Here is a 26,403-nt window from a genome sequence, read left to right on the forward strand (position 1 = left end):
GGGCCGGCGGGGTGTCGCGGCCGGGCGGTGCCGGTGGGGCGCCGGGCGCCACGGCGGCGGGCCGCGCCCGGCGCGGCCCGGCGCGGTCCGGCGCGCGGCGGCGTCGGCGGGGCGCCGCTGCGTGGGCGCCGCCGGGGTGCCACCGCGCGGGATCCTGTTTGCACGAGACGTCTCGTCTCGCTTAGTGTCGCGGCGTGGCCGAACCCTTCGACGCCCTCCTGTGCCCGCTGTGCGGCGACGGCCTCCGGCCCCGCGCCGCGGCGCTCGGCTGCCCCCGCGGCCACTCCTTCGACATCGCCCGCCAGGGCTACGCCGGCCTGCTGGCCGGCGGCGTGTCCACCGCAAGCGCCGACACCGCGGCCATGGTCAGGGCCCGGGCGGCGTTCCTCGGGGCGGGGCACTACGCGGGGCTGGCGGACGCCCTCGCGGCGCTCGCCGCGCCGCTGTGCCCGCCCGGCGGCACCGTGCTGGACGCCGGGGCCGGCACCGGCTACTACCTGTCCGCCGTGCTGGACGCCGCCCCCGGCGCGTCCGGCCTCGCACTGGACACCTCCAAGCACGCGCTGCGCCGCGCCGGGCGGGCCCACCCCCGCGCGGGCGCCGCGCGCTGGGACCTGCGGCGCCCGCTGCCGGTGCGGACCGGCTCGATCGATGTGCTGCTCAATGTGTTCGCGCCGCGCAACGGCGGCGAGTTCCGCCGCGTACTGCGGCCCGGCGGGGCGCTGCTGGTGGTCACCCCCACCCCCCGCCACCTCGCCGAACTCCGGCCCTCCATGGGCCTGCTGTCCGTCGACGCGGCCAAGGAGGACCGGCTGCGCCGCGCGCTGGACGGCCACTTCCGGCTGGAGCGCACCACGCCCTACGACGCCACGGTCGAGCTGACCGCCGAGGACGCGGAGAACGCGGCCTCCATGGGACCCTCCGCGCACCACCTCGACCCGGACGAGGTGCGCCGCCGGGCCGCCCGCCTCCCCAGCCCCCTGACGGTGACCACGTCCTTTCGGCTGTCGGTCTACCGGCCGGCATGACAGGGCCGTGCCATCGACCCTCTCCCTCCAGGAGACCGTTACCCCGGGAGAAAGGTTGCATCCGGCTGATCTTGAACCTTCCCTTACCCACTTCTTACCGTCAGGTGAACGCTTGACGAACGCAGGAAGTTGGACATGCCCCGAGACGACCGACACATACCGCCACTCGCCGAAGTGCGCCGCATCACCGAGAAGAAGCGCGACGCGTGGTGGACCGTCATGCTGGTGGACCCGGTCGCCACGCCGCTGGTCCGCTGGACCGCGATGCACACCCGCGTCACCCCGAACCAGATCACCTGGGGCGCGTTCATCGTGGGTCTCGGGTCCGCCGCGTGCTTCACGCAGGGGGACTGGCGCTGGCTGCTGCTCGGCGCCCTGCTCTACCACGTGAGCTTCATCTTCGACTGCATGGACGGCAAACTGGCCCGGCTGACCGGCACCGGCTCGGTCTTCGGCGCCTGGCTGGACTTCGTCTTCGACCGGATCCGGGTCGTGGTCTGCGCGGCCGCGCTGATGGGCGGCCAGTACGCGCGCACCGGCGACGTGCTGTACATCTGGCTGGCGCTCGCCGTCACCTTCCTGGACGCGTTGCGCTATATCGACTCGCTGGAGATCTTCAAGATCCGGCACACCATGCGGAAGCAGATCAAGACCCGGATGCGTGCCGCGCGCAAGGCTCAGAACCAGGCGGAACTGGCCTTCATGGAGGACCTGCTCCGGGACAACCCCGAAGCGGACATGGAGCACGACCGCGCCGCGGCGGTGGGCGGGGCGACGGACCTCGAGTTCGAGCCGCCCTTCGCGGCGACGGTGACCGAGGCCCCCTTCCCCACCGCGGACCAGCCCCACGGGCTTCCCGCCCCCGGCGCGGCGCCGATGGCGGCCGCCCCTGGCGCCGCAGCGGTGGCGACCGCCCCCGCGCCCCCGCGGAAGGCCGCCGTCGTCGACCTCCAGCAGGAGTTCCGGCGACGCTTCCCGTGGTGGACGCGGTGCCGCTCCTTCCTCATGCGGCACCGCATCCGCGCTCATCTCATCAGCGGCATCGAGTTCCAGATGGGGGTGTTCATCATCGGGCCCGCCCTCGACTCGATCGGCGTGGCGACCGTGGTGTCGGGAGCCCTGCTGCTCGTCTTCGAGCTGGCCATCATCTACAAACTGCTGCTGTCCACCCGGGACTTCGCCCGCACGCTGGATTCCTTCGAGACGACTGCTGCCTGAGCCGCGCTCAGCCCGGCGTGCCGCTCAGCTCCTCGGACAGCACCAGCCACTGCCGCGGGGTCGCGTACGCCACCACCGTGTCGCGGCCAAGCCCCGCCCGGCGGAACGCTGCCTCCAGCCGCCGGGCGGGGTGCGCCCGGCGCAGCGACGCGTACAGCGTGCCGCCGACGCCGGAGAAGCCCAGCTCGACCAGCCGCCCGTACGCGGCCCGCTCGGCCGCGCCCGTCACCAGCGGCCGCGGGCGCCGCGTCAGCCGCAGGATCCCGCCGTCCACCCGGGGCACCGGGCGGAACGCGGCGCGCGGCACCCGCCCGCACAGCCGCCAGTCGACGTCCGGCCAGCTCCGCACGGTCACCAGGCTCCACCGGCCGAAGTCCCCGGTGCGCTTGCGGGCGTACTCCAGCTGGGTCAGGAGGGTGGCCGAGGTCAGCCGGGGCGCCCGCAGACACCAGTCGACGATCTCGGAGGTGCGGGCGTACGGCACGTTGCCGACCACCGCGAAGGGCCGCAGCGGGGGCCGGGCGGTCAGGAAGTCCTGGTGCACCACGCGCACCCGGGGGTGGCCGGCCAGGCGCTGCCGCAGGCCGGGGATCAGATGGTGGTCGATCTCGTAGCCGACGAGCCCGCCGCAGCGCGGCGCGAGCGCCTCGGTGAGCGCGCCCTTGCCCATGCCGACCTCGACCAGCAGATCGTCGGGGCGTGGGCTCGCCGCCCGCACCACGCGGGCGACGGCGGCCGGGTCGACCAGGAAGTTCTGCGAGAGCGTACGGCGCGCCAGATCGCGCTCGGTTCGCCGCTCGCCAGGGCTCGGGAGTCGGGACGGATTTCGCTTGCGGGCCACAGCCGGCGGTCCTTTCGGAGCCGGGCGGGCGGCAGCAGCGCGGAACGGGCCCTGCCGCCCGTCCCGGAGTGAGTGATTCCTGGACTGGCGGGGGCCCTGGCCAAAGGGCGTACGGAAGCGAACCGCCGGGCGATCAGGCCGATTGGGCCTGCGAAGCCTCAGCGGTGAGCGGTGGTCGAGGGGGTCGAGCGCTCAGTGGCGAGCGGTCAACGGCTCGGGAAGGCGCTGGGCGCGTCCGGGCCGGCCAGGGCACCGGGACCGCGCCGCGGGCGGCGGGTGAGCAGGACAGACGCGTACGCACACGCCACCCGGGCGAGGCCACGGGGGTCGCGGGTGAACGCGCCGATGTACAGAGATCCCATCAGCGAGTGCCCTCCGCGCGTGTGCGTATTGCGTCTGTGCGTGTTGCGTGTGTGCGTCATGCCGTCCGTGCCGTCGCAGAACGAATCAGCATGAAACAGCACGAACCGGCCGCGCGGCACGAGCGCCACGCGACCGGTTCACCGTAGGGACGCGCCCTACCGGACCGCAACCGATTTACGCTCCGGCTCGCCGGCGCCGGCCGGCGCGGACCCGGCCGCCACCGGCTCGTCGTGGGTGAGGTCCGGCAGCCACCGAAGCCAGCGCGGCAGGTACCAGTTGCGCTCGCCGAGCAGCGACATCACCGCCGGCAGCAGCACCCCGCGGATCACGGTGGCGTCGATGAGCACCGCGGCCGCCAGCCCCACGCCCATCTGCTTCATGCTCTGCATCGACAGCGTGCCGAAGATGGCGAACACCGCGACCATGATCACGGCGGCGCTGGTGACCACGCCCGCCGTGGTGACCACCCCGTGGACCACCGCGTCCTTGGTGGTCCGCCCGGCCAGCCGCGCCTCGCGGATCCGGGATACCACGAACACGTGGTAGTCCATGCTCAGCCCGAACAGGATCACGAAGAGGAACAGCGGCAGCCACGACACGATCGCGCCCACCCCCTCCGCGCCCACCAGGCCGGCGCCCCAGCCGTGCTGGAAGACGGCGGTGAGGATGCCGTACGCGGCACCCACCGACAGCAGGTTGAGCACGATGGAGGTGACGGCCACCGTCAGCGACCTGAAGGACATCAGCATCAGCAGGAAGGCGAAGACGACGACGAAGGCGAAGACCGGCGTCACGGCCGAGCCCAGCTTGTCGTTGAAGTCCTTGGAGATGGCGGTGGAGCCGCCGATCGGGGCGTCCACGATCCCGTCCGCCGCTTTGAGGGTGTCCGGGCGCACGGTGTCGCGCAGGATGTCCAGGCTCTTCTCGCTCCTCGCCTCGTCGGAGCCGCCGACCAGCGGGACCTGGATGACCGCGAGGTTCTCCCGGTCGTGGAAGGCCACCGTCACCGGCCCCTTGGAGGCGCCCTCGGCGACGGCCCGCTCGCGGAAGCGGGTGATCGCGGCGCGCACCGGAGCGGCGTTGATGTCATCGGCCTTGACGACCACCTGGGCCGGGTCGGGCCCGCCGGGGAACGCCTCGTCCATGTGCTCGTACGCGGCCACGATCGGCAGCGAGTCGCCGAACTCCTGGTCCAGGGTGAGGTTCGCGGTGTTCATGCCCACGGCGGGGGCGGCGATCGCGATCAGCATCCCGCTCGCCAGCGCCACCGAGAGCTTCGGCCGGCGCAGCACGCGGCCCAGCACGGCGCGCCAGAAGCGGCTCTCACCGCTGCCCTGGCGCCTGGCGCGCCGCAGGAACGGTATCCGGCCCTTGTCGACCCGCTCGCCGAGCAGCGACAGCAGCGCCGGGAGCACCGTCACCGAGCCGATCATCGCCACGGCCACCACCAGCAGGGTGGCCAGGCCCATGGCCTTGAAGTCGGCGAGGCCGGTGAAGAGCATGCCCGTCATCGCCACGATGACGGTGAACCCCGACACCAGCACGGCCCGGCCGGAGGTGGCGGCGGCTATCCGCAGCGCCGTCTGCGCGTCCCGGCCCGCCGCCCGCTCCTCGCGCTCGCGCCGCAGGTAGAACAGGCAGTAGTCGACCCCTACCGCGAGACCCACCAGCAGCATCACGGAGTTGGCCGTGTCGCTCGTGTGGACGGCGTGGCTGACCACCGCCACCAGCCCCGAGGTGGCCAGGAACGCGCTCATCGCGAGCACGACCGGCAGCAGGGCGGCCACCAGGGCGCCGAAGGCGATCAGCAGGATGCCGAGGGCCACGGGCAGCGCCGAGTACTCGGCCTGCCGGAAGTCGTCACCGAACGCGTCGTCGAACGCCTTCTGGCCACTCGCGTCGCCGAACTGCTCGATCCGCAGGTCCTGGTGGGCGCCCTGGACCTGCTCCACCGCGTCCAGCACCGGCTGGACGTGGTCCGCGGCCTTCTCCGCGTCGCCGCGCATGTCGAACTGGACCAGCGCGGACCGCCGGTCGGCGGAGATCGTTTTCGTCTCGTACGGCGAGGTGACGCCGGTGACCTGGCCCGTGCCGCGCACCGCCTCGACCACCGCGTCGACGGCGGCGTGGAACGCCGGATCGGCCGTGGTGACACCGTCGCCCTTGGCCTGGATCAGCACCGTTTCACCGGCAGGGTCGTCAATGCCGACCTCGTCCAGAAGCTTCGAGACGCGCCCGGACTCGCCCGGAAACTCCTCGCTGTCGGATACGTGCACCCGGCCCGCCATCGACCCGACGGCGAGGGCCAGGATGACGAGCAGCACCCAGCCCCCGACCGCGGTCCACCGATGCCGCGCGCTCCAACTCCCCATGCGGGCCGCGATCCCGTGCGGCCTGGCCGAGCGGCCTGTGTCCGCCACGACGCCCCCCTTCTCCCCGGTTCCCCTGGTGGCGGACCCCTGCCGCCGACCTCGCATCGACGCTATGGGGCGCGGGGGATGCCTCCCATCCTGCTGTCCGGTGAACCGCGAGGTGGCCTCCTCCACCTCGAGAAGGGGGGACAGCCCTACCCCCCCGGAAGGGGGCCCCTTACACGTGAAGAGCCCGCGTCGGCCGCCCCGGACACCCCAACCGCCGCCGGAAACACGAAAGTTGCCTATGTCACACGTGGCCGAGGATCTTGAATTGACCGCGTCAATCGGCCAGGGTTTCCAGTCAGGCCGGAGCGAGGTCCCCACAACCGACGCCCCGGCGCTGTTGCAATGCGAACTTTCCCCCCACGACCACACGAGGAGGAACCCTCGTCATGGCAGTTCACAAGCAACTCAACGCGCGTCGACTCACCTTGGCCACGGCCGTCGCAGCCGCCGTCGCCACCGGAGCCTTCATGGCCGTCCCGGCCGGCGCCTCGCCCGCCTCGCCCGCCCAGGGCAAGGTCTACGGCACCCAGTCCGCCGACGCCGTCAAGGGCAGCTACATCGTCCTGCTCAAGGGCGGCGAGAGCGTCAAGGCCCAGAGCACCGGCAAGGACCTCGCCCAGCGGTACGGCGGCACGCTGCGCCGCAGCTACGACTCGGCGATCAACGGCTTCTCCGCGAGCGGCCTGACCCGCACCGAGGCGGGGCGGCTGGCCGCCGACCCGGCCGTCGCCAAGGTCGTCCAGAACCACCGCTTCTCCATCGACGCCACCCAGGACAACCCGCCGTCCTGGGGTCTCGACCGGATCGACCAGGCCGACACCGCGGGCGACAAGAAGTACACCTACCCCGACAGCGCGGGCGAGGGCGTCACCGCGTACGTCATCGACACCGGCGTACGGATCAGCCACAAGGACTTCGGCGGCCGCGCCACCTCGGGCTTCGACGCCATCGACAACGACGACGACGCCGACGACGGCAACGGCCACGGCACCCATGTGGCGGGCACCATCGCCGGCACCGAGCACGGCGTCGCCAAGAAGGCCAAGATCGTCGCCGTCCGTGTCCTCGACGACCAGGGCTCGGGCACCACCGAACAGGTCGTCGCGGGCATCGACTGGGTCACCGAGAACCACCAGGGCCCCTCCGTCGCCAACATGAGCCTCGGCGGCACGGTCGACGAGGCACTCGACGCGGCGGTCCAGAAGGCCATCGACTCCGGTGTCACCTTCGGCGTCGCGGCCGGCAACGAGTCCGCCGACGCGAGCCAGGGCTCCCCTGCCCGCGTCAAGGACGCCATCACCGTCGCCTCCAGTACCGACGCCGACGAGCAGTCCGACTTCTCCAACTACGGCGACATCGTGGACATCTACGCCCCCGGCTCGGACATCACCTCCGACTGGAACACCGGCGACGACGCCACCAACACCATCTCCGGCACCTCGATGGCCACCCCGCACGTCGTCGGCGCCGCCGCCGTCTACCTCGGCGGCCACCAGGACGCCACCCCGGCGGACGTGGCCAAGGCCCTGACCGAGGGCGCGACGGCGGACAAGATCTCCAACCCGGGCGCGGGCACCCCCAACAAGCTCCTGAAGATAGTGGAATAGCACCGCACGACCCCGTGGCCGCCGCGCTCGTCCCCCATGGAGCGCGGCGGCCCCACACCCCGAGCGTCCCCGAACACCCCCACACCCCCCTGAAACCCCCGACCGGAAATGGCCCACCACCGGACCCCGGGAATGGCCCACGGCCCTGGTCCGCCCAGCGGCTAAGGTCCCACGCATGAACGCAACGCCGAACGCCGCCACCACCCCCACCAAGGTCGACCTCTACTTCGACCCCATCTGCCCCTTCGCCTGGATCACCTCCCGCTGGATCCTCGAGGTCGAGCGGCAGCGCGACCTCGACCTCCGCTTCCGGGTCATGAGCCTGTCCGTCCTCAACGAAGGCCGCGAAGACCTCCCCGAGCGCTACCGCGACCTGCTGGCGGCCGGCTGGGGCCCCGTCCGCGTCTGCGTCGCCGCAGCGCAGCACCACGGCGAGGAGATCCTGCGCGACCTGTACACCGCGCTCGGCACCCGCATCCACAATCAGGGCAACGAGGACACCGAAGGCGTGATCCGCGAATCCCTTGCCGAACTGGGCCTCCCCGCCGACCTCGCCTCCGCCGCGACCAGCACCGACTACGACGAGGCCCTCCGCAAGAGCCACCACGAGGGCATGGACCCCGTCGGCGAGGACGTCGGCACCCCCACCCTCCACGTCGACGGCGTCGCCTTCTTCGGCCCGGTCCTCTCCTCCATCCCGCGCGGCGAGGACGCCCTGCGCATCTTCGACGGCGCCCGGCTGCTCGCGGGCTACCCGAACTTCTTCGAACTCAAGCGCACGCGCACGGGGGGCCTGGACTTCAGCTGAGGTCGTCGAGCGCGCCGGCTTTGACGGTGCGTATGAAGGTGGCGAGCCGGCCGGGCGTGGTGGTGAGCGTGGTTGCGGGGGTGTCGCTCTCCCGCAGCCGCACTTTGCCGTCTGCGACGGCCAGTTCGACGCAGTGATTGTCATCTCCGCCGCCGGAGAACGATGACTTGCGCCAACGGGTTGAGCTGGGCATGGTTGAGCCTTTCATAGTTCTTGCGCGAGCCGGTGAATGAAGTCCCGGGATTCCTCCACGGGCAAAGCGGAGCCCACCGCCTTGTCAAGCAGCGTTTGATACTTCGCAAGCTGCGACTCGGCGTCCATCCAGAATGAGCCGTGCACGGCATCGATCTGCACGGTATCGAGCTTGGGTACGGGTCCGCCAACGTAGAGCATGGAGTTTCCGGCTCCACCGAATCCGTCGACATCAAAGGGGATCACGCGGACGGTGACGTTCGGGCGCTCCGATTGTTCCAGGGCGAACGAGAGCTGCTCGCGCGCGATTTTCCGGTCGGCGACGCGTGTCCGCAGAGCGCTCTCGTGAATGACGGCATCGAACGCGCGCGCCGGTTCTTGGCCCAGCACCTCACGTCGCCGTTGTCGGAAGGACACCAGTGCGTCGAGGTCTGCTTGCGGGCGCACGGGGACCGCATAGGCCAGCAGAGCCCGGGTGTAGTCCTCGGTCTGGAGCAGGCCTGGAATGTAGGCGGCCTGCAGTGTGCGCATGTAGGTGGCGTGGTATTCCAACTCCGCCAGGTCCAAGGCGCCATGGGCGAGGGAGCCGCGATACTCCTCCCACCATCCCTTGCCGCGCTCCCCGGCCATATTCACCAACGCGCTGATCAACGCTTCGTCGAAACAGGCGTAGTGAGAAGCCATACGCCGTAGTCGTGCCTCGCTGACGCCCGCCTTGCCTGCCTCGACCTGGCTCATCTGGATCGGGGTCGTTCCGATCAGCTCGGCAGCGAAGCGTGCCGTGAGGCCCGCCGCTTCCCGCATCTTCCGTAGCTCGGAGCCCAGTCGACGTTGCCGTGCTGTGGGCTGATTCCTCGGCATGCTCCCTCTTCCCCTCCAGGCGGTTCGCCAGTCTGCCGGGCAGGGACCGGATGGGTCCAACTTGCCAGCATAAGGTTGCTTCGACATAACCTTATGCTCTACCGTCAGTGACGCGCTCATCACGCAACGATGACCGGCGCGAGCCGGAAGCGTACTGCCCCCACATGCCCGCCGCCCTGGCACCGGCATGCCCGAAGTGGGGGCGCGGACACCTCTCGGAGGCACACATGGCGACACCGAACCCCAGCAACCCGCCGAGCCCGAACTCCCACCCCACGCCCCCGTGGGCGGACACATCCCCGGAAGCCTTCGACAAGGAGGTGTGCGACCTCGTCGTCGCCGTCGCGCCCCGGATCTTCGCCGTTGTCCAGGAACGCGAGGTCGACCAGGGCGTGAAGGACGGGTGGGTCGCGGCCTGGGGGATGGCCTTCGAGGACGGCTCCGTACGCGTCACCGCCATCGACGGCAACCGGCAGTTCGTCCTCAACACGCCCGAGCGAGCGCTCCGGTGGTTCACAGGGCGCCGCGGCGGCGAGGACCAGGTGTCGGCCAGACTGGTGTGGCTCGGCCAGGCCGAAGCCGCCGACTTCGAGCGCGCCGAGGCCGCCTGAGGGCAGGGGAGCGGGGCCCGCCGCCCCGCTCCCCGGGTCGATAGTGTGCGAGGAGTCGCCGGACCCCGTCGGTAGGAGGCACATCATGTACGTCACCGAGCTGGAGCTGTCCGGCGTCCGGGGGTTCCACGGCGAGCGGGCCGCGCGGTTGCGGTTCCCTCGGCGCGAGGACGGCAGCCACGCGGGCTGGACCGTACTGGCCGGGCGTAACGGCTCCGGCAAGACGACGGTGCTCCAGGCGCTCGCGTTGGCGGTGCAGGGCCCGGCTGTCACCCACGCGCTGTTCAAGGAGGCGGGGGATTGGGTGACTCGAGGAGCGCGGAAGGCGGTGGTCGAGGCGCGCGTGGTCGGCCCGGATCACGTGGATGCGCGATGGGTCAGCACCGACAGCCTCACCGATGACTGGTTCCCGGAGGCGGGGAGCGTCCGCCTGGTCTGGGAGCGGTTGACCAACCGTGGGGAGAGCCATGTCCGCCTGCGTCGCCCCACGACGGCGAAGGCCTTCGAACTGCAACGCAGAGCCGAGTCGGGACCCTGGCAGGAAACACCGCAGGGGTGGCTGTGCCTCGGCTACGGGCCCTACCGTCGTCTCGACGGCGGGGCGTCCGCTCGGTATGTGAGCGCTGAACGTGCCGAGCGGTTGGCGACGCTCTTCGATGAAAGCGCCTGTCTGGCAGAAGGCGTCACCTGGCTGATCGATCAGCATCTGCGCAGCCTCGAAGGGCGTACCGGCGCGCGGGAACTCGTAGAGGCTGTGAAACTCCTGCTCGCCGATGGACTGCTGCCCGACGACCACGAGGTGACCGGAGTCGATTCCGACGGCCTCTGGGTGAACACCCCGCGCGGCGTCCTTGCCCTGCGCAGCATGAGCGATGGCTACCGCTCGGTCACGGCGCTCGTCGTCGACATCGTGCGACACCTTCAGGGCGCCTATGGCGACCTTCGCGTCGAGGAGCGCGACGGGCACCCCGTCATCCCTATGCCGGGTGTCGTGCTCATCGATGAAGTCGACGCCCATCTCCACGTCAGTTGGCAGAAGCGGATCGGCCAGTGGATGAAGCGGCACTTCCCGGAGATCCAGTTCATCGTCACCACGCACAGCCCGTACATCTGTCAGGCCGCGGACCCCGGCGGCCTCATCCGGCTGGCAGGCCCGACCGAGAAGCGGCCACCGCAAGTGGTCGACGAGGAGCTGTACCGGCGAGTCGTGTACGGCAGTGGGGACGACGCGATCCTCTCGGACCTCTTCGGGGTGGACTCCCCGTATTCCGAGCGGGCGGACGCACTGCGACGACGGCTGGCGGCCATGGAGTTCCGTGTCCTGGACGAGCAGGCGAGCGAGGAGGAGCTGGCCGAATATCGCAGACTGAGCGCGCAGTTGAACAGCTCCTTGTCGGCCCGAGTGACCGAAGTGGCCACCCATCTGGGGCGTGACGAGTGATTCCACTGCAACGGCCGCCGCTCGACCCCAAGACCGCCGTTCTCCTTGCCGAGGCACACGAGCGCTTACCCGAAGTCGGCCTCACCGAATCCGTAGCCCGGAAGGCATGGAAGGACGCCAGCGGCACACGCAGGAGGGTCGCCGATGCGCTACGCGCCATGGCCAGCGGCATTGAGCGCTGCATGTACTGCTCGGAAAGCTTCGGGACCGCGATCGACCACCACGAGCCTCTGAACCACGCGCCGCGGCGGGTCTTCGACTGGTACAACCACCTGCTCGCCTGCGCCTTCTGCAACACCCACGCCAAGGGCGGCGCGTTCCCGCACGACAAGGCGGGGAACCCCCTCCTCGTCGATCCCACGGCGGACGAACCTGCCGACCACTTCCGGCTTTCGCTCACCAGCGGTGAGTATCACTGCCTGACCGAGCGAGGGTGTGCTTCCATCGACGTCTTTCAACTCAATCGCGGATCCCTGCGCCATGGCAGGCTGGACGCGGTGGGGCAGTGTCTCGACACGCTGGCGAAGTGCGCCGAGTACCTGGCGAACGACGACAAGGCCGAAGTGGAGCAGCGGATACGGCGACTCGGGCGGCAGCCTTTCGCAGATGTGCTCCAGGAACTCCGCCGGATCGCCGACCGGCCCAAAGCCGGCGTGGTCCTCGGAAACGATGCCGCTCTCGCAGCCCTGCGCACCCTGTACACACCGCTCACGGCCAAGCCTTTCTTCATTCCCAAGCAGGAGCGCCACGAGCCGAACTGCCGCTCGTGGAGGACGGCCGAGCCCTTCAGTCCGCCAGATCGCCGAGCAGCGCCGTGACGTCCAGGTCGACGGTGAACTCTCCCGCGACCTCGACGGCTTCCTTGCCCGTGACCGTGGCCACCTCGCGATAGGTGTCGACCGCCAGCTCGTGCACCACCACCCGCACATCGGGTTCGAGTTCGACCCGCCAGTAGGCAGGCACCTTCGCCTGGGCGTAGAGCGCCGGCTTGAGGATGCGGTCGGTGGACCGGCTGAACGGCGACACGATTTCCACGAGCGGCAGGACCGCTTCGAGCGGCACGGCCAGCGTGCCGCGCTGGACGGCGGCGCGGTCGACGACGGCGATGTCGGGGAGGAACAGCCTGGACTTTTCCGCCACCATCACGGCGCCGGCGGCCAGGAATGCCGCGGCCGACCGGACCAGGGCGGAGTTGATCCGGCGAAGCAGCTCACAGGACACGATCTGGTGGTCCCAACTGGGCGCGGGCGAGACCATGAGGACTCCGTCCACCAGCTCGTACCGGGCGCGTGCCGGGTGCTCCGGCAGCGCGAGGACGTCCGCGACCGTCCAGGGGCCTTCGTGATCCTCAAACCGAGTCTCGGCCGTGACACTCATGACTGCCCTCACCGCCTCCCCGTGTTCCTTGTCCCCGGCAGGGCACAGACCGCGGACACTCGCAGAGAGTTCCAGTCCGAGCGCCGACCGCGCGCCGAAAGGGCGCACTCGTCACTCAATGGAGTGAGGCGGCCACGCGGCGATGGTGGCGGTGACGCCGCCGCCGAGGAGGGCCAGCGCGAGGGTCAGGGCGAGCCAGTGGTGGGACGCCAGGTCGAGGGGGCCCTGGGCCAGGGCGCCGGCGGGTTGGGCGTCGTACGGGTCGGCGCGGTTGTAGACGACGGTGGTCGCCACGTGGTCCTCGGCGTCGCGGTGGCCGCGGGGGACGTACAGCGCGCCGTCGATCGGCGCCTCCGGTACGGAGACGGGGTGGCCGTCGGCGTCGGTGAAGTCGAGCCACACCGAGGAGGTCTCGCAGGTGGTGCCCCGGCCCGTGGAGCAGGTGGTGGACAGGGTCGCCTGGGCCCGGGCGTGCAGGCCGTGGGAGCGCAGCGCGGCCAACTCGCCGCGGCCGTCCCAGATGTGCTTGACCTGGATCGCCAGCAGCAGAGCGCCGGCCAGCGCGACCGCCACGGCCGCCGCCGTCGGCCACCACCGTCGCAGCGCACTCTTCACGCCGCCACCCTACTGGGGTGGCCGGAAGTCGTGGTGTCACACCGTCGCACTAGGGTTTCCGAGCATGACGAAAGACAGGCTTCGCGAGCTTCTCGCCACCGGGCTGATCGACCGTCTCGACGCCCGCGACAAGGCACTGCTGGAGCGGCGCGCGCGGATCAAGGCCAGTGGTGAGAAGCCCGTTCGGCCGGATCCGCGGGGGTGGTGGTACGCGGTGCCCGGCGCGGCGTACGAGGGGGTGTTCGCGGCGCTGGGGCTGCACGACCGGTTTCCGGTCACGCTGGAGGAGGGCGCCGACGTGGAGGACATGCCGTGGCGCCGGGGCGCGCTGCCGGTGTTCATCACTCCCGAACTGGACGGCTGGCGGCTGGTCTTCGGCAACCTCGTCGACGTGGTCGGCCAGGACTGGGACGAGTGGATGGGCGCCGTGGAGCGGCTGAGCGAGCACTGCGGCGAGGCACAGATGTTCTTCGAGGATCAGGCGGCCGGGGCGGACGTCTGGGTGGTGGCGGGGAAGGGGCGGATCCGGCGGCGTTACGCGGCGGAGAGCGACCCCGAGTGGGTCGGCGAGCCGCTGCCGTGGGAGGACCTGCGCGTCGACGACGAGGACTTCGACCCGGAGTACGACGAGGCCGAGCCGAACGAGGGGACGGCCCGCGCGGCCTACGCGTGCGGGCGGCTGTCCGTCGACCCCACCGAGGTCGGCCCCGCGACCCGGATACGCGGCCATGGCTGGCTGGCCCTCAACGCGCCCGGCATCGGGCACGAGGGGCTGGACCTGCTCGTGTAGGCGCACCGGAATTTCCGGTGAGAACGGGACAGCGACACGCCGATGTGACGGCGTGTCGCTGTCCCGTTCTCACCGCAAAGGTCAGTGGCGCGCCGGAAGCACCTGGACCGTGTCGCCCACCGGCCGCTCGCCCGCCGCGTCCGAGGGGACGTTGACGACCCTGCCCTCGACGGCCATGGTGCTGGAGCCGCCGCCGTCCAGGTTGAGCGCCTCTTCCGCGCCCAGGGAGCGCATGAACTCCGCGCCTTCCACCAGGGTGAACCCCTCGCTGGTGCCGGGCTGCCGGCCGTCCACGGTGACCAGCAGCAGGCGGCCCTCCTTGTCGATGCCGGCCATGGTGCGGGGCTGCCGCCCGTTGGACCAGGCGTAGCCGAAGGAGAGGTCCTGGGGGTCGAGCATGCCCTCGGTGGCGGCGTCGACGGCGATCCGCCCGCCCGCCACCAGGGTCGGCGCGGCGCTGACGACGCTGTCGCCCGGGCCGAGTTCGACCTGGCGGCCCGCGGTGTCGCGGACCACCTCCCGCACGGCGATCCGCTCGCCGGCGCGGCCGTGGGCCGTCAGCCAGTCGGCCGCGGAGCCGATGCCCTGGAGCACCGACCCGCCGGCCGGGACCTTGCCGCCGCGCGCGCCGGTGGAGACCACGCGGTGGCCGGCGTCGAGGACCACCTGGACACCGGGCCCGGTGGGCAGGGCGGCACGGAACGACGGGGTGAACTTGACCAGGTCGTCGGCCTTGGAGCAGGTGAGGTCCTGGCGGGGCAGGTCGGTCGGGGTGGCTCCGGGGCGGCCGCAGTTGCGTACCCGGCCCGGCACCCGGTTGATGCCCTCCACCGCGTAGCCGGCGGAACCGGCGCGCGCGGTGGCCGTGGTGGTCAGATCCGCGATACGGGCGCGCCGGCCGCCGTCCTCGAGGATCAGCGCCGCCCTCGGGCCGGCGGCCATCGACTGCAGCTCGCCGTCGTACGCGCCGATGCCGGCCATGGTGCCCTGGACACCGTCGGCGTCGGAGGTGACGAAGAAGCCGCCGTTGACGCCGACCAGGGAGTTCAGCGAGGTGGCGACCGAGGACGTCTTCTCACGGTCCGCGACATCGCCGTGGTGGGTGGCTTCGACGGCGCCGGTGAAGGTGGCCGGGTCGATGACCGCCACCCGCACGCTCTCCTGGTCGGCGGGCCGCTGGATGTCGTAGCCGGTCCACTCCACGGACGGCTGGAGGCCGGCCGCGGTCACCTTCGGCGTCGTGCGCTGCGCCTTCGCCGAGGTGGCGTACGAGCCCACGCGCACCCGCCACCCCATGGTGCCGCGTGGCGTGTCCGCGTACTCCGGCCAGCCGACCTCCTCCACCCTCGGCGTCAGACCCGCCTCGCGCAGCCGCCGCGCGGTCTCGTCGGCCCAGGCGCGGGCGCCGAGCGGGGCGAAGGTCGCGGCGCCGGTCAGCCGGTCGACGGCGGGCGCCTGGACGGTGACCGTCCAGGCCGGCTCGGCGTCCGGGTGCTCGATGACGCCGGTGCGCAACTCGACTCCCGGGGCCACCGTGCGCGTCGTCCAGCGGATCTCGTCGGAGACGGCGACAGGGGCCGGACGGGTGATGGACCGGGCGGCCGGGGGAGCGGACGCCTGCGCCGGTGCGGGCACCGCCCAGGGGTGGATGGCCGTCAGCGCGATGGCGGCGGCCACGGCGACCGTGACCCGCCTGCGGGGGCCGGGGCGGACTCCGGCGGCTCCGGGTGTACGAGTGTCGCGTTCGTTGCGCATGACATCCCCCTGTGGGTGGAGGGAAAGTCCAGCGGGGTACGGGGACCGGGTCGGCGACGGCGGGGGACGGTACGCGGAAGGGGCGGTGAACAGTGGGGACGGAGGGAGCCCGGCCGGGCCGGGAGTAGCTGGATTATCTCCCGGCGGCGGCCGTCCCGCGCCTTGGGCGCGGCGCCCGCCCGGCGGCGCCGCGCAGGCGCTCATCAGGCCGTGAGCCGCCCGTCAGGCCGTGAGCGCCGTCAGCTCCCGGGCCCGCGCCTCGTCGTAGCGGCGCAGCAGCAGGCGGGCCAGCTCGGGAGCCGGGCCCAGGACCTCCGCCAGCACGTCCGCGCCCGCCTCGCGCGCGCCGTGGGCGATGCGGTCCGGGAGGCGGCCGGGGGCGATGACGTACGGGGCGACGGCCACGCGGCGGGCCCCCTCCGCGCGCAGCGCGCGCACCGCGTCCTCGGTGCGGGGGAACCCCCCGGGAAATGCCGCGGAGGCGAACGCGGGTCGCACGGCGCACCAACCGGTGTGCCGCCACTCCCGCGCGATTTCTGCGATCACCGCGATCGCCTCCGGGTCGGTGGAGCCCGCCGAGGCCAGGACGACCCCGGTCGAGCGTCGGTCGCCGGGCCGCAGCCCGGCTTCGTACAGGCGCCGCTCCAGGGCGCGGGTCAGCAGTGGCGCGGGGCCGAGGACCTCGGCCTGCCGGACCCGCAGGCCCGGGTGGCGGGCCGTCGCCTCGCGCAGCACCGCCGGGATGTCGGCCTTCGCGTGGAAGGCGCGGGTGAGGAGGAGCGGGAGGGCGATCACCTCGTGGCTGCCCTCCGCGGTCAGCCGGTCCAGGACCTGGCCCACCCTCGGCGCGTTGAAGTCCAGGAACGCCGCCTCCACGCGCGTCCCCGCCCGCAGCGACCGCACCCGCGCGCACAACGCGGCGACGGTCGCCGCGTGGCGTGGGTCGCGGCTGCCGTGGGCGATGACCAGCAGGACGGGGGCGGGGGCGGAGGAGGTCACGGGACGCGTTACCGGAGCCTTACGGAGTCGAGGGCGGGGGCGGTTGCGTATGCGGGTACGGGCACGGGGTGGTGCGGGCAGGGCGGGGTCACCGCGCGCTCGCCAGCAGGCCGCGGCTGCGCAGCACCCGCCGTTCGATCGGGGCGAAGACCAGCAGCTCGATCGCGATCCCGACGAACAGGATCATGATGATGCCGAGCAGCACCCCCGGCATGTCGGAGTTGTTGCGCTGGTTCTCCAGGTACTGGCCGAGCCCGACCCCCAGCTCCGGGGACTTCGCGATGATCTCCGCAGCCATCAGCGAACGCCAGGAGAACGCCCAGCCCTGCTTGAGGCCCGCCACATAGCCGGGCAGCGCGGCGGGCAGCAGGATGTGCCGGGCGCTGACCAGGCCCCGGGCGCCCAGCGTCCGCCCGGCGCGCAGGAAGAGCGGGGGCACCTGGTCGATGCCGGCGACCAGGCCGTTGGCGATCGAGGGGACCGCGCCGAGCAGGATGACGGCGTACATCATCTTCTCGTTGAGGCCCAGCCAGATCACCGCGGGCGCCACCCAGGCGACCGAGGGCAGCGACTGGAGGCCGGACAGGATCGGCCCGATCCCGGCGCGGACGATCTTCACCCGGGCGACGATCAGCCCCAGCGGGGTGGCGATCGCCAGCGCGATGAGGAAGCCGAACAGGCCGCGCGAGACGCTGGTCCAGACGATGTCGAACAGCTCGCCCCGGAGCCACAGTTGCTCCAGCGCGTCCCAGACCAGTTTCGGATCGGGGAGCTTGTAGTCGTCGGTGACCTTCGCCCAGACCAGCACCTTCCACAGGACGAGGATCAGGGCGACGGCCACGACGGGCGGCAGCACCTTCTGGACCAGCACCTCGGCCGGCGAGGTGCGCCGGATCTGCACCGCGTCGAGCGCGTCCAGACCGGCCTCCAGGCCCGCCAGGTCCTGGCCGGCCTGCTTCCCGGGCTGCCCAGGGTTTCCCGGCTTGCCCGGCTTCTCCGGCTCTTCCGTCGTCCCGTCCGGCTTCGTCACGGCGGTCGTGGTCTTCGGCGACTCGCCGGTGGTCTCAGTGCCGGCCATGGCGGCGGATCTCCCCACGCAGTTCTTCGGTGATCTCGATGGACAGGTCCGCGACGGCCGCGTCCTCGATCCGGCGCGGCTGCGGAATGTCGACCGCCCACTCCCGCACGACCCGCCCGGGCCGCGAGGACAGCAGCACCACGCGCTCGGCCAGCCGCACCGCCTCCCGCACGTTGTGCGTGACGAACAGGACCGAGACGCCCGTCTCGCTCCAGATGCGGGTCAGTTCGCCGTGCAGCACATCGCGGGTGATGGCGTCGAGCGCGGCGAACGGCTCGTCCATCAGCAGCACGCTGGAGTCCTGCGCCAGCGCGCGGGCGAGCGCGACGCGCTGCCGCATGCCGCCGGACAGCTCGTGCACCCGCTTGCCGTACGCGCCGCCCAGCCGCACCAGCTCCAGCAGCCGCTCCGCCTCGGGCCTGCGGTCGGCGCGCGGCACCCCGCGCAGCCGCAGCGCCAGTTCGATGTTCTTGCCCGCCGTCAGCCACGGGAAGAGCGCGTGCTCCTGGAACATCAGGGCCGGCCGGCCGCCGGGGACCTCGATGGTCCCGGCGGTCGGCCTGTCCAGGTCGGCGATCAGGTTGAGCAGGGTCGACTTGCCGCAGCCGGAGGCGCCCAGGATGCACACGAACTCACCGGGCCGCACATCGAGGCTGATGTCGTCGAGCACGGGCTGCGCGGCGCCGGGCCGGCCGAACGCCTTGTGGACATGGTTGATCCGGACAGCTCCGGAGGAATCCGACGGGCCTGCCGCGCCTGCCGCGGCCGCTTCCGCCCGGTCGGCCTTGTCGGTGGTCAGTGCCGGGGACATCCGGTCACCTCCTGATGGGGTGCGTACGTGCGAGGGTGCGTACGGGATGCGTACGAGGTGCTTGCGTACGGGAGCGGCGGCTACTGCTTGCCGAGCCCCGCGGCGGAGACCGTCGGCCTGCCCTCCGCCTTCAGGACCTTGTTGAGCAGGGTCAGGTCGTAGATGCCCTTCAGGTCGGGCTTCTCCAGCAGCCCGGCCTTGACCGCGTGGGCCGCCTCGGTGCTCAGGGTGGCGGCCAGCGGGTCGTCGGTGACCTCTATGCCCTTCCACGCCGGGTCGAGCACCTCGGCCGGGAGCCCCTTGCCGGTCTCGGCCTTGAGCGCCGCGTTGGCGTCGGCCTTCGCCCGGCCGGGGTCGGCCTTGATGTACGCGTTGGTCTTCACCGAGCCGCGCAGCACCGCCTCCACCACGTCCGGGTGCTCCTTGAGGAAGTCCTGCCGGACGATCACGTTGGTGATGACGAACTTCTTCTCCGGCCACAGGGTGGACTCGTCCAGCAGCACCTTGGCGCCCTCGGCGACCAGCTTGGAGGCGGTCGGCTCGGGCACCCAGGCGCCGTCGATCGCGCCGGACTTGTAGGCGTCGGGGGTGATCTTGTTGTCCGTACGGACCACGGAGACATCGCCCCGGCCGCTCTGGGCGTCGACCTTCCAGCCCTTCTCGGCGATCCAGTTGAGGAACGCCACGTCCTGGGTGTTGCCGAGCTGCGGGGTGGCGATCTTCTTGCCCTTGACGTCGTCGAGCGTCTTGATCTTCTTCGGGTTGACGACGAGCTTGACCCCGCCGGACGCGGAGCCCGCGATGATCTTGAGGTTCTTGCCGTGCGACTTCACATAGCCGTTGATGGACGGGGACGGGCCGATCCAGCCGATGTCGATGGAGCCCGCGTTGAGCGCCTCGATCTCGGACGGGCCCGCGTTGAAGACGAACGGCTGGATCCTGGTGCCGCCCAGCTCCTTCTGGATCTCTCCGCCGTCGCGCAGGCCCACCAGCGCGGTGGCGTGCGTCAGATTGGCGAAGTAGCCGATCCTCACCTTGTCCAGACCGCCGACCTTCTTGCCACCGGCGGCGGGGACGGCCCTGCTTCCCGTGTCGTCCTTCTCCGAGCCGTAGCCGCACGCGCCCAGCGCGCCGATCAGCAGTGGAAGGGCGGCGGCCGCCGCCAGCAGGCGGGTGCGCCAGCGGCGGGGCGGGCGGGGGCGGGTGGTGCGGTCGACGGTCACGGGAGGTGTTCCTCTCGGAGGGCCGGGGACGACGTCAGGGGACGCCCGGCAGTGCGGAAGGTCTTCGTACGCGATACGGCGGGGGCGCGGCGACAGGGCCGATCAGCGCGCGGGTCGGCGCGTGGGCCAGGGCGCGGGGCAGGGCGTGGGTCAGCACGCACATCGCCCGACCCCGCCCTGGCCGCTGCCCAGCGCGCCGCTGCCGACGCGGCCGCCCTCCTTGGCGAACGTGGAGAAGACATCACCGGACATGCTCAGAAGTCCCATCCCTCGTCGTCGGCAGGGTCGCCCGGGCCGCCCTTGGCGGGGACGGGGGTCGCGAACGAGTCACCCGCCATGCCCGCCGTCAGCGTGGTGCCGTCGGCCGGGTCGATCAGGATGAACGAGCCGGTGCGGCGCGAGTCGGCGTAGGAGTCCATCGGCAGCGGCTCGGCGGTACGGATCTTCACCCGGCCGATGTCGTTGGCGACGAGCTGCTCCGGGTGCGGGTGCAGCGACAGGTCGTCGAGGGTCAGCCGGGACGGGATGTCCTTGACGAGGGCCTTCACCGTGCGGGTGCCGTGCTTGAGCAGCACGCGGTGGCCGACCGTCAGCGGCTGGTCCGCGACGTGGCAGACCGTCGCCTCGATGTCCTGCGTGGTCCCGGGCGCGTCCTTGGTGGGCACGATCAGATCGCCGCGCGAGACGTCGATGTCGTCCTCCAGCAGGACGGTCACCGACTGCGTCGTCCAGGCCACCTCGACCGGCTCGCCCAGCAGGTCGATGCCGGAGATCGTGCTCGTACGGCCGGACGGCAGGACCGTGACCCGCTCGCCGACGCGGAACGAACCGGCCGCGATCTGGCCCGCGTACCCCCGGTAGTCCGGGTGCTCCGCGGTCCGCGGACGGATCACGTACTGCACGGGCAGCCGCGCGTGGCAGTGCGCCAGGTCGTGGCTGACCGGGACGGTCTCCAGGTGCTCCAGGACGGTCGGGCCGCCGTACCAGTCCATGGTGGCGGACGGCTCCACCACGTTGTCCCCGGCCAGCGCCGAGATCGGGATCGCGGTCACCTCGGGCACGCCGAGCTCGGTGGCGTAGGCCGTGAACTCCTCGGCGATGGCCGCGAAGACGCTCTCCTGATAGTCGACGAGGTCCATCTTGTTGACGGCCAGCACCACATGCGGCACGCGCAGCAGGGCCGCGATCGCGGCGTGGCGGCGGGTCTGCTCCACCACGCCGTTGCGCGCGTCGACCAGGATGACCGTCAGCTCGGCGGTGGACGCGCCGGTGACCATGTTGCGGGTGTACTGCACATGGCCGGGCGTGTCGGCGAGGATGAACCGGCGTCGCGGCGTGGCGAAGTAGCGGTACGCCACGTCGATCGTGATGCCCTGCTCGCGCTCGGCGCGCAGCCCGTCGGTGAGCAGCGCCAGGTCCGGGCCCTGCTGCCCCCGGCTCGCCGAGGCGCGCTCCACGGCCTCCAGCTGGTCGGCGAGGACCGACTTGGAGTCGTGCAGGAGGCGGCCGACGAGGGTGGACTTGCCGTCGTCGACCGAGCCGGCGGTGGCGAACCGCAGGAGGGTGGTGGCGGAGAGTTCCGTGGTGGTGGTCATGCTAGAAGTACCCCTCGCGCTTGCGGTCCTCCATGGCGGCCTCGGACAGCTTGTCGTCGGCGCGGGTGGCGCCGCGCTCGGTGAGCCGGGAGGCGGCGATCTCGGCGATGACGGCGTCCAGCGTGGTCGCGTCGGAGTCCACGGCACCCGTGCAGGACATGTCGCCGACGGTGCGGTAGCGGACCTGCCGCTTCTCGACGGTCTCCCCGTCCTTGGGCCCGCCCCACTCGCCGGCGGTCAGCCACATGCCACCCCGCCGGAACACCTCGCGCTCGTGGGCGAAGTAGATCTCCGGCAGCTCGATGCCCTCCCGGGCGATGTACTGCCAGACGTCCAGCTCGGTCCAGTTGGACAGCGGGAAGACGCGCACGTGCTCGCCCGGGGCGTGGCGGCCGTTGTACAGGTTCCACAGCTCGGGGCGCTGGCGGCGCGGGTCCCACTGCGAGAACTCGTCCCGCAGCGAGAACACCCGCTCCTTGGCACGGGCCTTCTCCTCGTCGCGGCGGCCGCCGCCGAAGACGGCGTCGAACCGCTCCGACTGGATCTTCTCCGTCAGCGGCAGCGTCTGCAGCGGGTTGCGGGTGCCGTCGGGGCGCTCCTTGAGGACGCCGCGGTCGATGTAGTCCTGGACGGAGGCCACGTGCAACCGCAGCCCGTGCGCCGCCACCGCGCGGTCCCGGTACTCCAGGACCTCGGGGAAGTTGTGCCCGGTGTCGACGTGGAGCAGCGAGAAGGGCACCGGCGCCGGCGTGAACGCCTTCAGCGCCAGGTGCAGCATCACGATGGAGTCCTTGCCGCCGGAGAAAAGGATCACCGGCCGCTCGAACTCGCCCGCCACCTCGCGGAAGATGTGCACCGCCTCGGACTCCAGCGCGTCCAGGTGCGTCAGCGCGTAGGGCTCGCCGACGCCCCCGCCGCCGTCGTTGCCACTGCCGTCCGAGCCGGGACCCGTCCCGCCGACCTCGGTCACGGTCGTCATGGTGCCGGTTCTGTCCGCTTCTCCGCCCGCGCGGCGCAGAGGTGCGGCTTCCGTGGTCGTCCGCGGCCCGGCGGCCGCGCGCGCGTCGCTCACGCGAGTCCCCTCTCACTCAGCAGCGCCCGCAGTGCCGCGGCGGATTCCTGGACGCCCTGCCGGTGCGTCTCGATGCGCAGGTCCGGGTCCTCCGGGGCCTCGTACGGGTCGTCGACCCCGGTCAGCCCGGAGATCTCGCCCGCCGCCTGCTTGGCGTACAGCCCCTTGACGTCCCGCTCGGCGCACACCTCCACCGGCGTGGCCACGTGGATCTCCAGATACGCCGTGCCCTCGGTCTGGTGGCGCTTGCGTACCGCCTCGCGGCTGTCCGCGTACGGGGCGATGACCGGCACCAGGACCTTGACGCCGTTGGAGGCCAGCAACTCGGCCACGAAGCCGATCCGCTGGACGTTGGTGTGCCGGTCCTCGCGGGAGAAGCCGAGGCCGGCGGAGAGGAACTCGCGGATCTCGTCGCCGTCCAGCACCTCCACCCGGTGTCCCTCGCCACGCAGCCGCTCCGCCAGCGCGTAGGCGATCGTCGTCTTCCCCGCGCTCGGCAGCCCGGTCAGCCATACCGTGGCGCCCTGCCGTGTCACGCTCATCTGGTTCTCCTGGTCAGCCATCAGCCGTGCAGCCCGCACTCCGTCTTGGCGCGGCCCGCCCAGCGGCCGGCCCGTGCGTCCTCGCCCTCCAATACCCGCCGGGTGCAGGGCGCGCACCCCACCGACGGGTAGCCGTCCATCAGCAACGGGTTGGTGAGCACGCCGTGTTCGTCGATGTACGCGTCCACGTCCGCCTGCGTCCAGCGGGCGATCGGGGACACCTTGACCTTCCGCCGCCTGGCGTCCCAGCCGACGACCGGGGTGTTCGCGCGGGTCGGGGACTCGTCCCGGCGCAGGCCGGTGGCCCAGGCGTCGTACCCGCGCAGGCCCTCCTCCAGCGGCCTGACCTTGCGCAGGGCGCAGCACAGGTCGGGGTCGCGGTCGTGCAGCTCGGGCCCGTATTCGGCGTCCTGCTCCGCGACGCTCTGGCGGGGGGTGAGCGTGATGACGTTGACGTCCATCACGGCCGCCACCGCGTCGCGGGTGCCGATGGTCTCCGGGAAGTGGTAGCCGGTGTCCAGGAAGACGACGTCCACGCCGGGCCGCGCGCGGGAGGCCAGGTGGGCCACCACGGCGTCCTCCATCGAGGAGGTCACGCAGAAACGCGGTCCGAAGGTGTCGGCCGCCCAGCGCAGGATCTCGAGCGCGGGGGCGTCCTCCAGCTCGCGGCCGGCCCGCTCGGCCAGCTCCTCGAGGTCCTTGGGCTCCTTCAGGTCGGTCATCTCGCCGTGCCTCCTTCGCCCTGGTCGTGCCGCAGGCCCTTGGCCAGCAGCCCGAGAAACGACAGCCGGAACGCGCGGTTGCAAGAGGCGCATTCCCACGCGCCGTGGCCCTCCTCGGAGGGGCGCAGGTCCTCGTCCCCGCAGTACGGGCAGTAAAAGGGCGCCGCACGCTCGCTCATGACAGCGCCTCCTGCCTACCGTGGCGCGCCACCCTCACGACAGCGCCTCCTCACTCGCCCGCGCCGCCCACGCGGCGAACCGCTCGCCGTCTTCCCGCTCTTCCTGGAAGCGGCGCAGCACACGCTCGACGTAGTCGGGGAGTTCGGCCGAGGTGACCTTCAGGCCGCGCACCTTGCGGCCGAAGGCGGGCTCAAGGCCCAGCGTGCCGCCCAGGTGGACCTGGAAGCCCTCGACCTGGTTGCCGTCGCGGTCGGTGACGAGCTGGCCCTTGAGACCGATGTCGGCGACCTGGATGCGCGCGCAGGCGTTCGGGCAGCCGTTGAGGTTGATGCTGATGGGCTGGTCGAATTCGGGCAGCCGGCGCTCCAGCTCGTCGATCAGCGCGGAGCCGCGCTCCTTCGTCTCGACGATCGCCAGCTTGCAGAACTCGATGCCGGTGCAGGCCATCGTGCCGCGCCGGAACGGCGAGGGCTTGACCCGCAGGTCCAGCGCCTCCAGGCCGGAGACGAGCGACTCGACCTGGTCCCGGTCGACATCGAGCACGATCATCTTCTGCTCGACGGTCGTGCGGACCCGCCCCGACCCGTGGGCCTCGGCCAGCTCGGCGATCTTGGTGAGGGTGGCCCCGTCCACGCGGCCGACGCGCGGCGCGAAGCCGACGTAGTAGCGGCCGTCCTGCTGGCGGTGCACACCGATGTGGTCGCGCCACTGCTGTACGGGCTGCTCGGGCGCGGGCCCGTCGGCCAGCTCGCGCTTGAGATACTCGGTCTCCAGCACCTGGCGGAACTTCTCCGGGCCCCAGTCGGTGACCAGGTACTTCAGCCGGGCGCGGTTGCGCAGCCGCCGGTAGCCGTAGTCGCGGAAGATGCCGACGACCCCCGCCCACACCTCGGGCACCTCGTCCAGCGGCACCCAGGCGCCGAGCCGGACGCCGATCTTCGGGTTGGTGGAAAGACCGCCGCCCACCCACAGGTCGAAGCCGGGGCCGTGCTCGGGGTGGCGCACCCCGACGAACGACACGTCGTTGATCTCGTGCACGACGTCGAGCAGCGGCGAGCCCGAGATGGCCGTCTTGAACTTGCGCGGCAGGTTGGAGAACTCCTTGCTGCCGATGTAACGGCGCTGGATCTCCTCGATGGCGCGGCTGCCGTCGATGATCTCGTCCTCGGCGATCCCGGCGACGGGGGAGCCGATGATGACGCGCGGGGTGTCGCCGCAGGCCTCCGTGGTGGACAGGCCGACGGCCTCCAGCCGCCGCCAGATCTCCGGCACGTCCTCGATCCGGATCCAGTGGTACTGGATGTTCTGCCGGTCCGTGATGTCGGCCGTCCCACGGGCGAACTCCTGGGAGACCTCGCCGATGACGCGCAGCTGCTCGGTGGTCAGCCGGCCGCCGTCGACGCGGACCCGCATCATGAAGTACTCGTCGTCCAGCTCCTCCGGCTCCAGGACGGCGGTCTTGCCGCCGTCGATGCCGGGCTTGCGCTGGGTGTACAGGCCCCACCAGCGCATGCGTCCGCGCAGGTCGGCGCCGTCGATGGAGTCGAAGCCGCGGTGGGCGTAGATCGTCTCAATGCGTGTCCGCACATTGAGACCGTCGTCGTCCTTCTTGACCTGCTCGTTGGCGTTGAGGGGGGTGAAGTGACCCGCGGCCCACTGGCCCTCGCCGCGGTGGCGTCCGGCCTTGCGGCGGGGCGTGGCTGCACTGGGGCGGTCCGGGGTGGCGGCCATGGCGGTGTGTGTCCTTCTGAGCGGCTCTGGCGCGGCAGGCGTGCTCGTGCTGCGCACCCTCGATGACCTGCGATGACGCACAGGTGGGCACGGCGCTGCGGCGGCGGGCGGGGTACGGGGGCGGGGAGCTCGAGGCATGCGCGCTCGCCCACGACGTCGGGGGCGGCGCGGAATGCGGTGATGGCGGGGGTGCCGGGGGTGTTGGCGGTGCTGTGCGGGGCGGGGCCCGGCTACCGGGACAGCATCAGCCCGCCGGACAGATCGCGCTGGACATGCGGCCGAGATCGACGTGTCGCCGACTCACCAAGGCAATTCCAGCTCGAGACATGAGGGAAGCGTGGCATGGGGGTCTTGGGGCAGTCCACCATCATCCAAAATATGGACAAGAATGTCCCACATGGTGGAATGGTGTGGCCTTGGTCACGCCGCCCGGGCCTTGCGGCCCGGGCGGTCGGCTCACTCGGTCCCGGGCTCGGGCGCGGTGTCGGCCCCGGGCTCGGGCTCGGCCCCGGGCTCGGGGTCG

The 26,403-nt window shown here is 71.7% G+C and carries 27 protein-coding genes; 8 read left to right on the top strand and 19 right to left on the bottom strand.

Features of this window, described 5'->3' with window-relative positions; all coding sequences use genetic code 11:
• Positions 1-194 precede the first annotated feature (194 nt).
• Together BBH68_RS24155 and BBH68_RS24160 are read left to right on the top strand one after the other, a co-directional pair.
• On the top strand, positions 195-1,028 hold the full coding sequence (locus BBH68_RS24155; RefSeq protein WP_065965592.1) for a putative RNA methyltransferase: 834 nt from the start codon (positions 195-197) through the stop codon (positions 1,026-1,028).
• Between the two features lie 135 nt (positions 1,029-1,163).
• Positions 1,164-2,246 (top strand): CDP-alcohol phosphatidyltransferase family protein, encoded by a 1,083-nt coding sequence (locus BBH68_RS24160; RefSeq protein WP_065965593.1) that lies wholly within the window; start codon positions 1,164-1,166, stop codon positions 2,244-2,246.
• A 7-nt stretch (positions 2,247-2,253) separates the two neighbouring features.
• Here the strand turns inward: BBH68_RS24160 and erm are convergent, their stop codons facing one another.
• The 3 genes from erm to BBH68_RS24170 form a co-directional block, all read right to left on the bottom strand.
• Positions 2,254-3,024, bottom strand: a complete 771-nt coding sequence (gene erm, locus BBH68_RS24165) for an ErmE/ErmH/ErmO/ErmR family 23S rRNA (adenine(2058)-N(6))-methyltransferase (RefSeq protein ID WP_076970669.1) — start codon at positions 3,022-3,024, stop codon at positions 2,254-2,256.
• Positions 3,025-3,293: 269 nt separating this feature from the next.
• Positions 3,294-3,449, bottom strand: coding sequence for a hypothetical protein (locus BBH68_RS42105; RefSeq protein WP_170066591.1), 156 nt, complete (start codon positions 3,447-3,449; stop codon positions 3,294-3,296).
• A gap of 156 nt (positions 3,450-3,605) precedes the next feature.
• Positions 3,606-5,822 (bottom strand): MMPL family transporter, encoded by a 2,217-nt coding sequence (locus BBH68_RS24170; RefSeq protein ID WP_065965610.1) that lies wholly within the window; start codon positions 5,820-5,822, stop codon positions 3,606-3,608.
• A gap of 434 nt (positions 5,823-6,256) precedes the next feature.
• Here BBH68_RS24170 and BBH68_RS24175 point away from each other — a divergent pair, with 434 nt between their 5' ends.
• On the top strand, positions 6,257-7,477 hold the full coding sequence (locus BBH68_RS24175) for a S8 family peptidase (RefSeq protein WP_065965595.1): 1,221 nt from the start codon (positions 6,257-6,259) through the stop codon (positions 7,475-7,477).
• A gap of 175 nt (positions 7,478-7,652) precedes the next feature.
• Positions 7,653-8,285, top strand: a complete 633-nt coding sequence (locus tag BBH68_RS24180) for a mycothiol-dependent nitroreductase Rv2466c family protein (protein WP_065965596.1) — start codon at positions 7,653-7,655, stop codon at positions 8,283-8,285.
• On the opposite strand, the gene BBH68_RS24185 is transcribed toward BBH68_RS24180, so the two are convergent.
• Together BBH68_RS24185 and BBH68_RS24190 are read right to left on the bottom strand one after the other, a co-directional pair.
• Positions 8,278-8,478 carry a DUF397 domain-containing protein gene (locus BBH68_RS24185; protein ID WP_065965597.1) on the bottom strand — a complete coding sequence of 67 codons (201 nt, stop codon included), beginning with the start codon at positions 8,476-8,478 and terminating at the stop codon, positions 8,278-8,280. The two genes, BBH68_RS24180 and BBH68_RS24185, sit on opposite strands and share 8 nt — an antisense overlap.
• An 11-nt stretch (positions 8,479-8,489) precedes the next feature.
• Positions 8,490-9,338, bottom strand: a complete 849-nt coding sequence (locus BBH68_RS24190; protein WP_065965598.1) for a helix-turn-helix domain-containing protein — start codon at positions 9,336-9,338, stop codon at positions 8,490-8,492.
• Positions 9,339-9,565: 227 nt separating this feature from the next.
• Here BBH68_RS24190 and BBH68_RS24195 point away from each other — a divergent pair, with 227 nt between their 5' ends.
• From BBH68_RS24195 to BBH68_RS24205, 3 genes are all read left to right on the top strand, one after another.
• Positions 9,566-9,949, top strand: a complete 384-nt coding sequence (locus BBH68_RS24195) for a hypothetical protein (RefSeq protein ID WP_245738275.1) — start codon at positions 9,566-9,568, stop codon at positions 9,947-9,949.
• Positions 9,950-10,034: 85 nt separating this feature from the next.
• The gene (locus BBH68_RS24200; protein ID WP_065965612.1) at positions 10,035-11,390 is read left to right on the top strand and encodes an AAA family ATPase; all 1,356 of its coding nucleotides are present in this window, start codon (positions 10,035-10,037) and stop codon (positions 11,388-11,390) included.
• On the top strand, positions 11,387-12,208 hold the full coding sequence (locus BBH68_RS24205) for an HNH endonuclease family protein (RefSeq protein ID WP_141713052.1): 822 nt from the start codon (positions 11,387-11,389) through the stop codon (positions 12,206-12,208). The genes BBH68_RS24200 and BBH68_RS24205 overlap by 4 nt, the downstream gene beginning before the upstream one ends.
• On the opposite strand, the gene BBH68_RS24210 is transcribed toward BBH68_RS24205, so the two are convergent.
• Positions 12,177-12,767 carry a Uma2 family endonuclease gene (locus tag BBH68_RS24210; protein ID WP_065965600.1) on the bottom strand — a complete coding sequence of 197 codons (591 nt, stop codon included), beginning with the start codon at positions 12,765-12,767 and terminating at the stop codon, positions 12,177-12,179. The two genes, BBH68_RS24205 and BBH68_RS24210, sit on opposite strands and share 32 nt — an antisense overlap.
• 111 nt (positions 12,768-12,878) lie before the next feature.
• On the bottom strand, positions 12,879-13,382 hold the full coding sequence (locus tag BBH68_RS24215; RefSeq protein ID WP_065965601.1) for a hypothetical protein: 504 nt from the start codon (positions 13,380-13,382) through the stop codon (positions 12,879-12,881).
• 64 nt (positions 13,383-13,446) lie between these two features.
• Between BBH68_RS24215 and BBH68_RS40850 the strand changes: the two genes are divergently transcribed.
• The gene (locus BBH68_RS40850; RefSeq protein ID WP_065965602.1) at positions 13,447-14,172 is read left to right on the top strand and encodes a hypothetical protein; all 726 of its coding nucleotides are present in this window, start codon (positions 13,447-13,449) and stop codon (positions 14,170-14,172) included.
• Between the two features lie 81 nt (positions 14,173-14,253).
• Here BBH68_RS40850 and BBH68_RS24225 read toward each other — a convergent pair whose 3' ends face one another.
• The 12 genes from BBH68_RS24225 to BBH68_RS44335 all read right to left on the bottom strand — a co-directional run bounded on the left by BBH68_RS24225 (position 14,254) and on the right by BBH68_RS44335 (position 26,208).
• Positions 14,254-15,927 carry a phosphodiester glycosidase family protein gene (locus BBH68_RS24225; RefSeq protein WP_079151169.1) on the bottom strand — a complete coding sequence of 558 codons (1,674 nt, stop codon included), beginning with the start codon at positions 15,925-15,927 and terminating at the stop codon, positions 14,254-14,256.
• Positions 15,928-16,149: 222 nt separating this feature from the next.
• Positions 16,150-16,926, bottom strand: a complete 777-nt coding sequence (locus BBH68_RS24230; RefSeq protein WP_065965603.1) for a sirohydrochlorin chelatase — start codon at positions 16,924-16,926, stop codon at positions 16,150-16,152.
• Positions 16,927-17,014: 88 nt separating this feature from the next.
• Positions 17,015-18,004: an ABC transporter permease gene (locus BBH68_RS24235; protein WP_245738277.1), complete on the bottom strand. Its 990-nt coding sequence runs from the start codon at positions 18,002-18,004 to the stop codon at positions 17,015-17,017.
• Positions 17,991-18,815 (bottom strand): ABC transporter ATP-binding protein, encoded by an 825-nt coding sequence (locus BBH68_RS24240; protein WP_065965604.1) that lies wholly within the window; start codon positions 18,813-18,815, stop codon positions 17,991-17,993. Before BBH68_RS24240 ends, BBH68_RS24235 begins: the two co-directional genes overlap by 14 nt.
• Before the next feature lie 80 nt (positions 18,816-18,895).
• Positions 18,896-20,038 (bottom strand): aliphatic sulfonate ABC transporter substrate-binding protein, encoded by a 1,143-nt coding sequence (locus BBH68_RS24245; protein WP_065965605.1) that lies wholly within the window; start codon positions 20,036-20,038, stop codon positions 18,896-18,898.
• 254 nt (positions 20,039-20,292) lie between these two features.
• A complete protein-coding gene (locus BBH68_RS24250; RefSeq protein WP_065965606.1) occupies positions 20,293-21,633 on the bottom strand; it encodes a sulfate adenylyltransferase subunit 1 in 1,341 nt (446 codons plus the stop codon).
• 1 nt (position 21,634) lies between these two features.
• Positions 21,635-22,612: a sulfate adenylyltransferase subunit CysD gene (gene cysD / locus BBH68_RS24255; RefSeq protein ID WP_245738279.1), complete on the bottom strand. Its 978-nt coding sequence runs from the start codon at positions 22,610-22,612 to the stop codon at positions 21,635-21,637.
• 89 nt (positions 22,613-22,701) lie between these two features.
• Positions 22,702-23,268, bottom strand: a complete 567-nt coding sequence (gene cysC, locus BBH68_RS24260) for an adenylyl-sulfate kinase (protein WP_076970666.1) — start codon at positions 23,266-23,268, stop codon at positions 22,702-22,704.
• Positions 23,268-23,969, bottom strand: a complete 702-nt coding sequence (locus tag BBH68_RS24265; RefSeq protein ID WP_065965607.1) for a phosphoadenylyl-sulfate reductase — start codon at positions 23,967-23,969, stop codon at positions 23,268-23,270. The genes cysC and BBH68_RS24265 overlap by 1 nt, the downstream gene beginning before the upstream one ends.
• Positions 23,966-24,148 (bottom strand): hypothetical protein, encoded by a 183-nt coding sequence (locus BBH68_RS24270; RefSeq protein ID WP_065965608.1) that lies wholly within the window; start codon positions 24,146-24,148, stop codon positions 23,966-23,968. Before BBH68_RS24270 ends, BBH68_RS24265 begins: the two co-directional genes overlap by 4 nt.
• A gap of 34 nt (positions 24,149-24,182) precedes the next feature.
• The gene (locus BBH68_RS24275; RefSeq protein WP_065965609.1) at positions 24,183-25,880 is read right to left on the bottom strand and encodes a nitrite/sulfite reductase; all 1,698 of its coding nucleotides are present in this window, start codon (positions 25,878-25,880) and stop codon (positions 24,183-24,185) included.
• A 244-nt stretch (positions 25,881-26,124) separates the two neighbouring features.
• The gene (locus BBH68_RS44335; RefSeq protein WP_309471194.1) at positions 26,125-26,208 is read right to left on the bottom strand and encodes a putative leader peptide; all 84 of its coding nucleotides are present in this window, start codon (positions 26,206-26,208) and stop codon (positions 26,125-26,127) included.
• Positions 26,209-26,403: the final 195 nt, after the last annotated feature.

It is taken from the genome of Streptomyces sparsogenes (genome assembly GCF_001704635.1).
Taxonomy (GTDB): domain Bacteria; phylum Actinomycetota; class Actinomycetes; order Streptomycetales; family Streptomycetaceae; genus Streptomyces; species Streptomyces sparsogenes.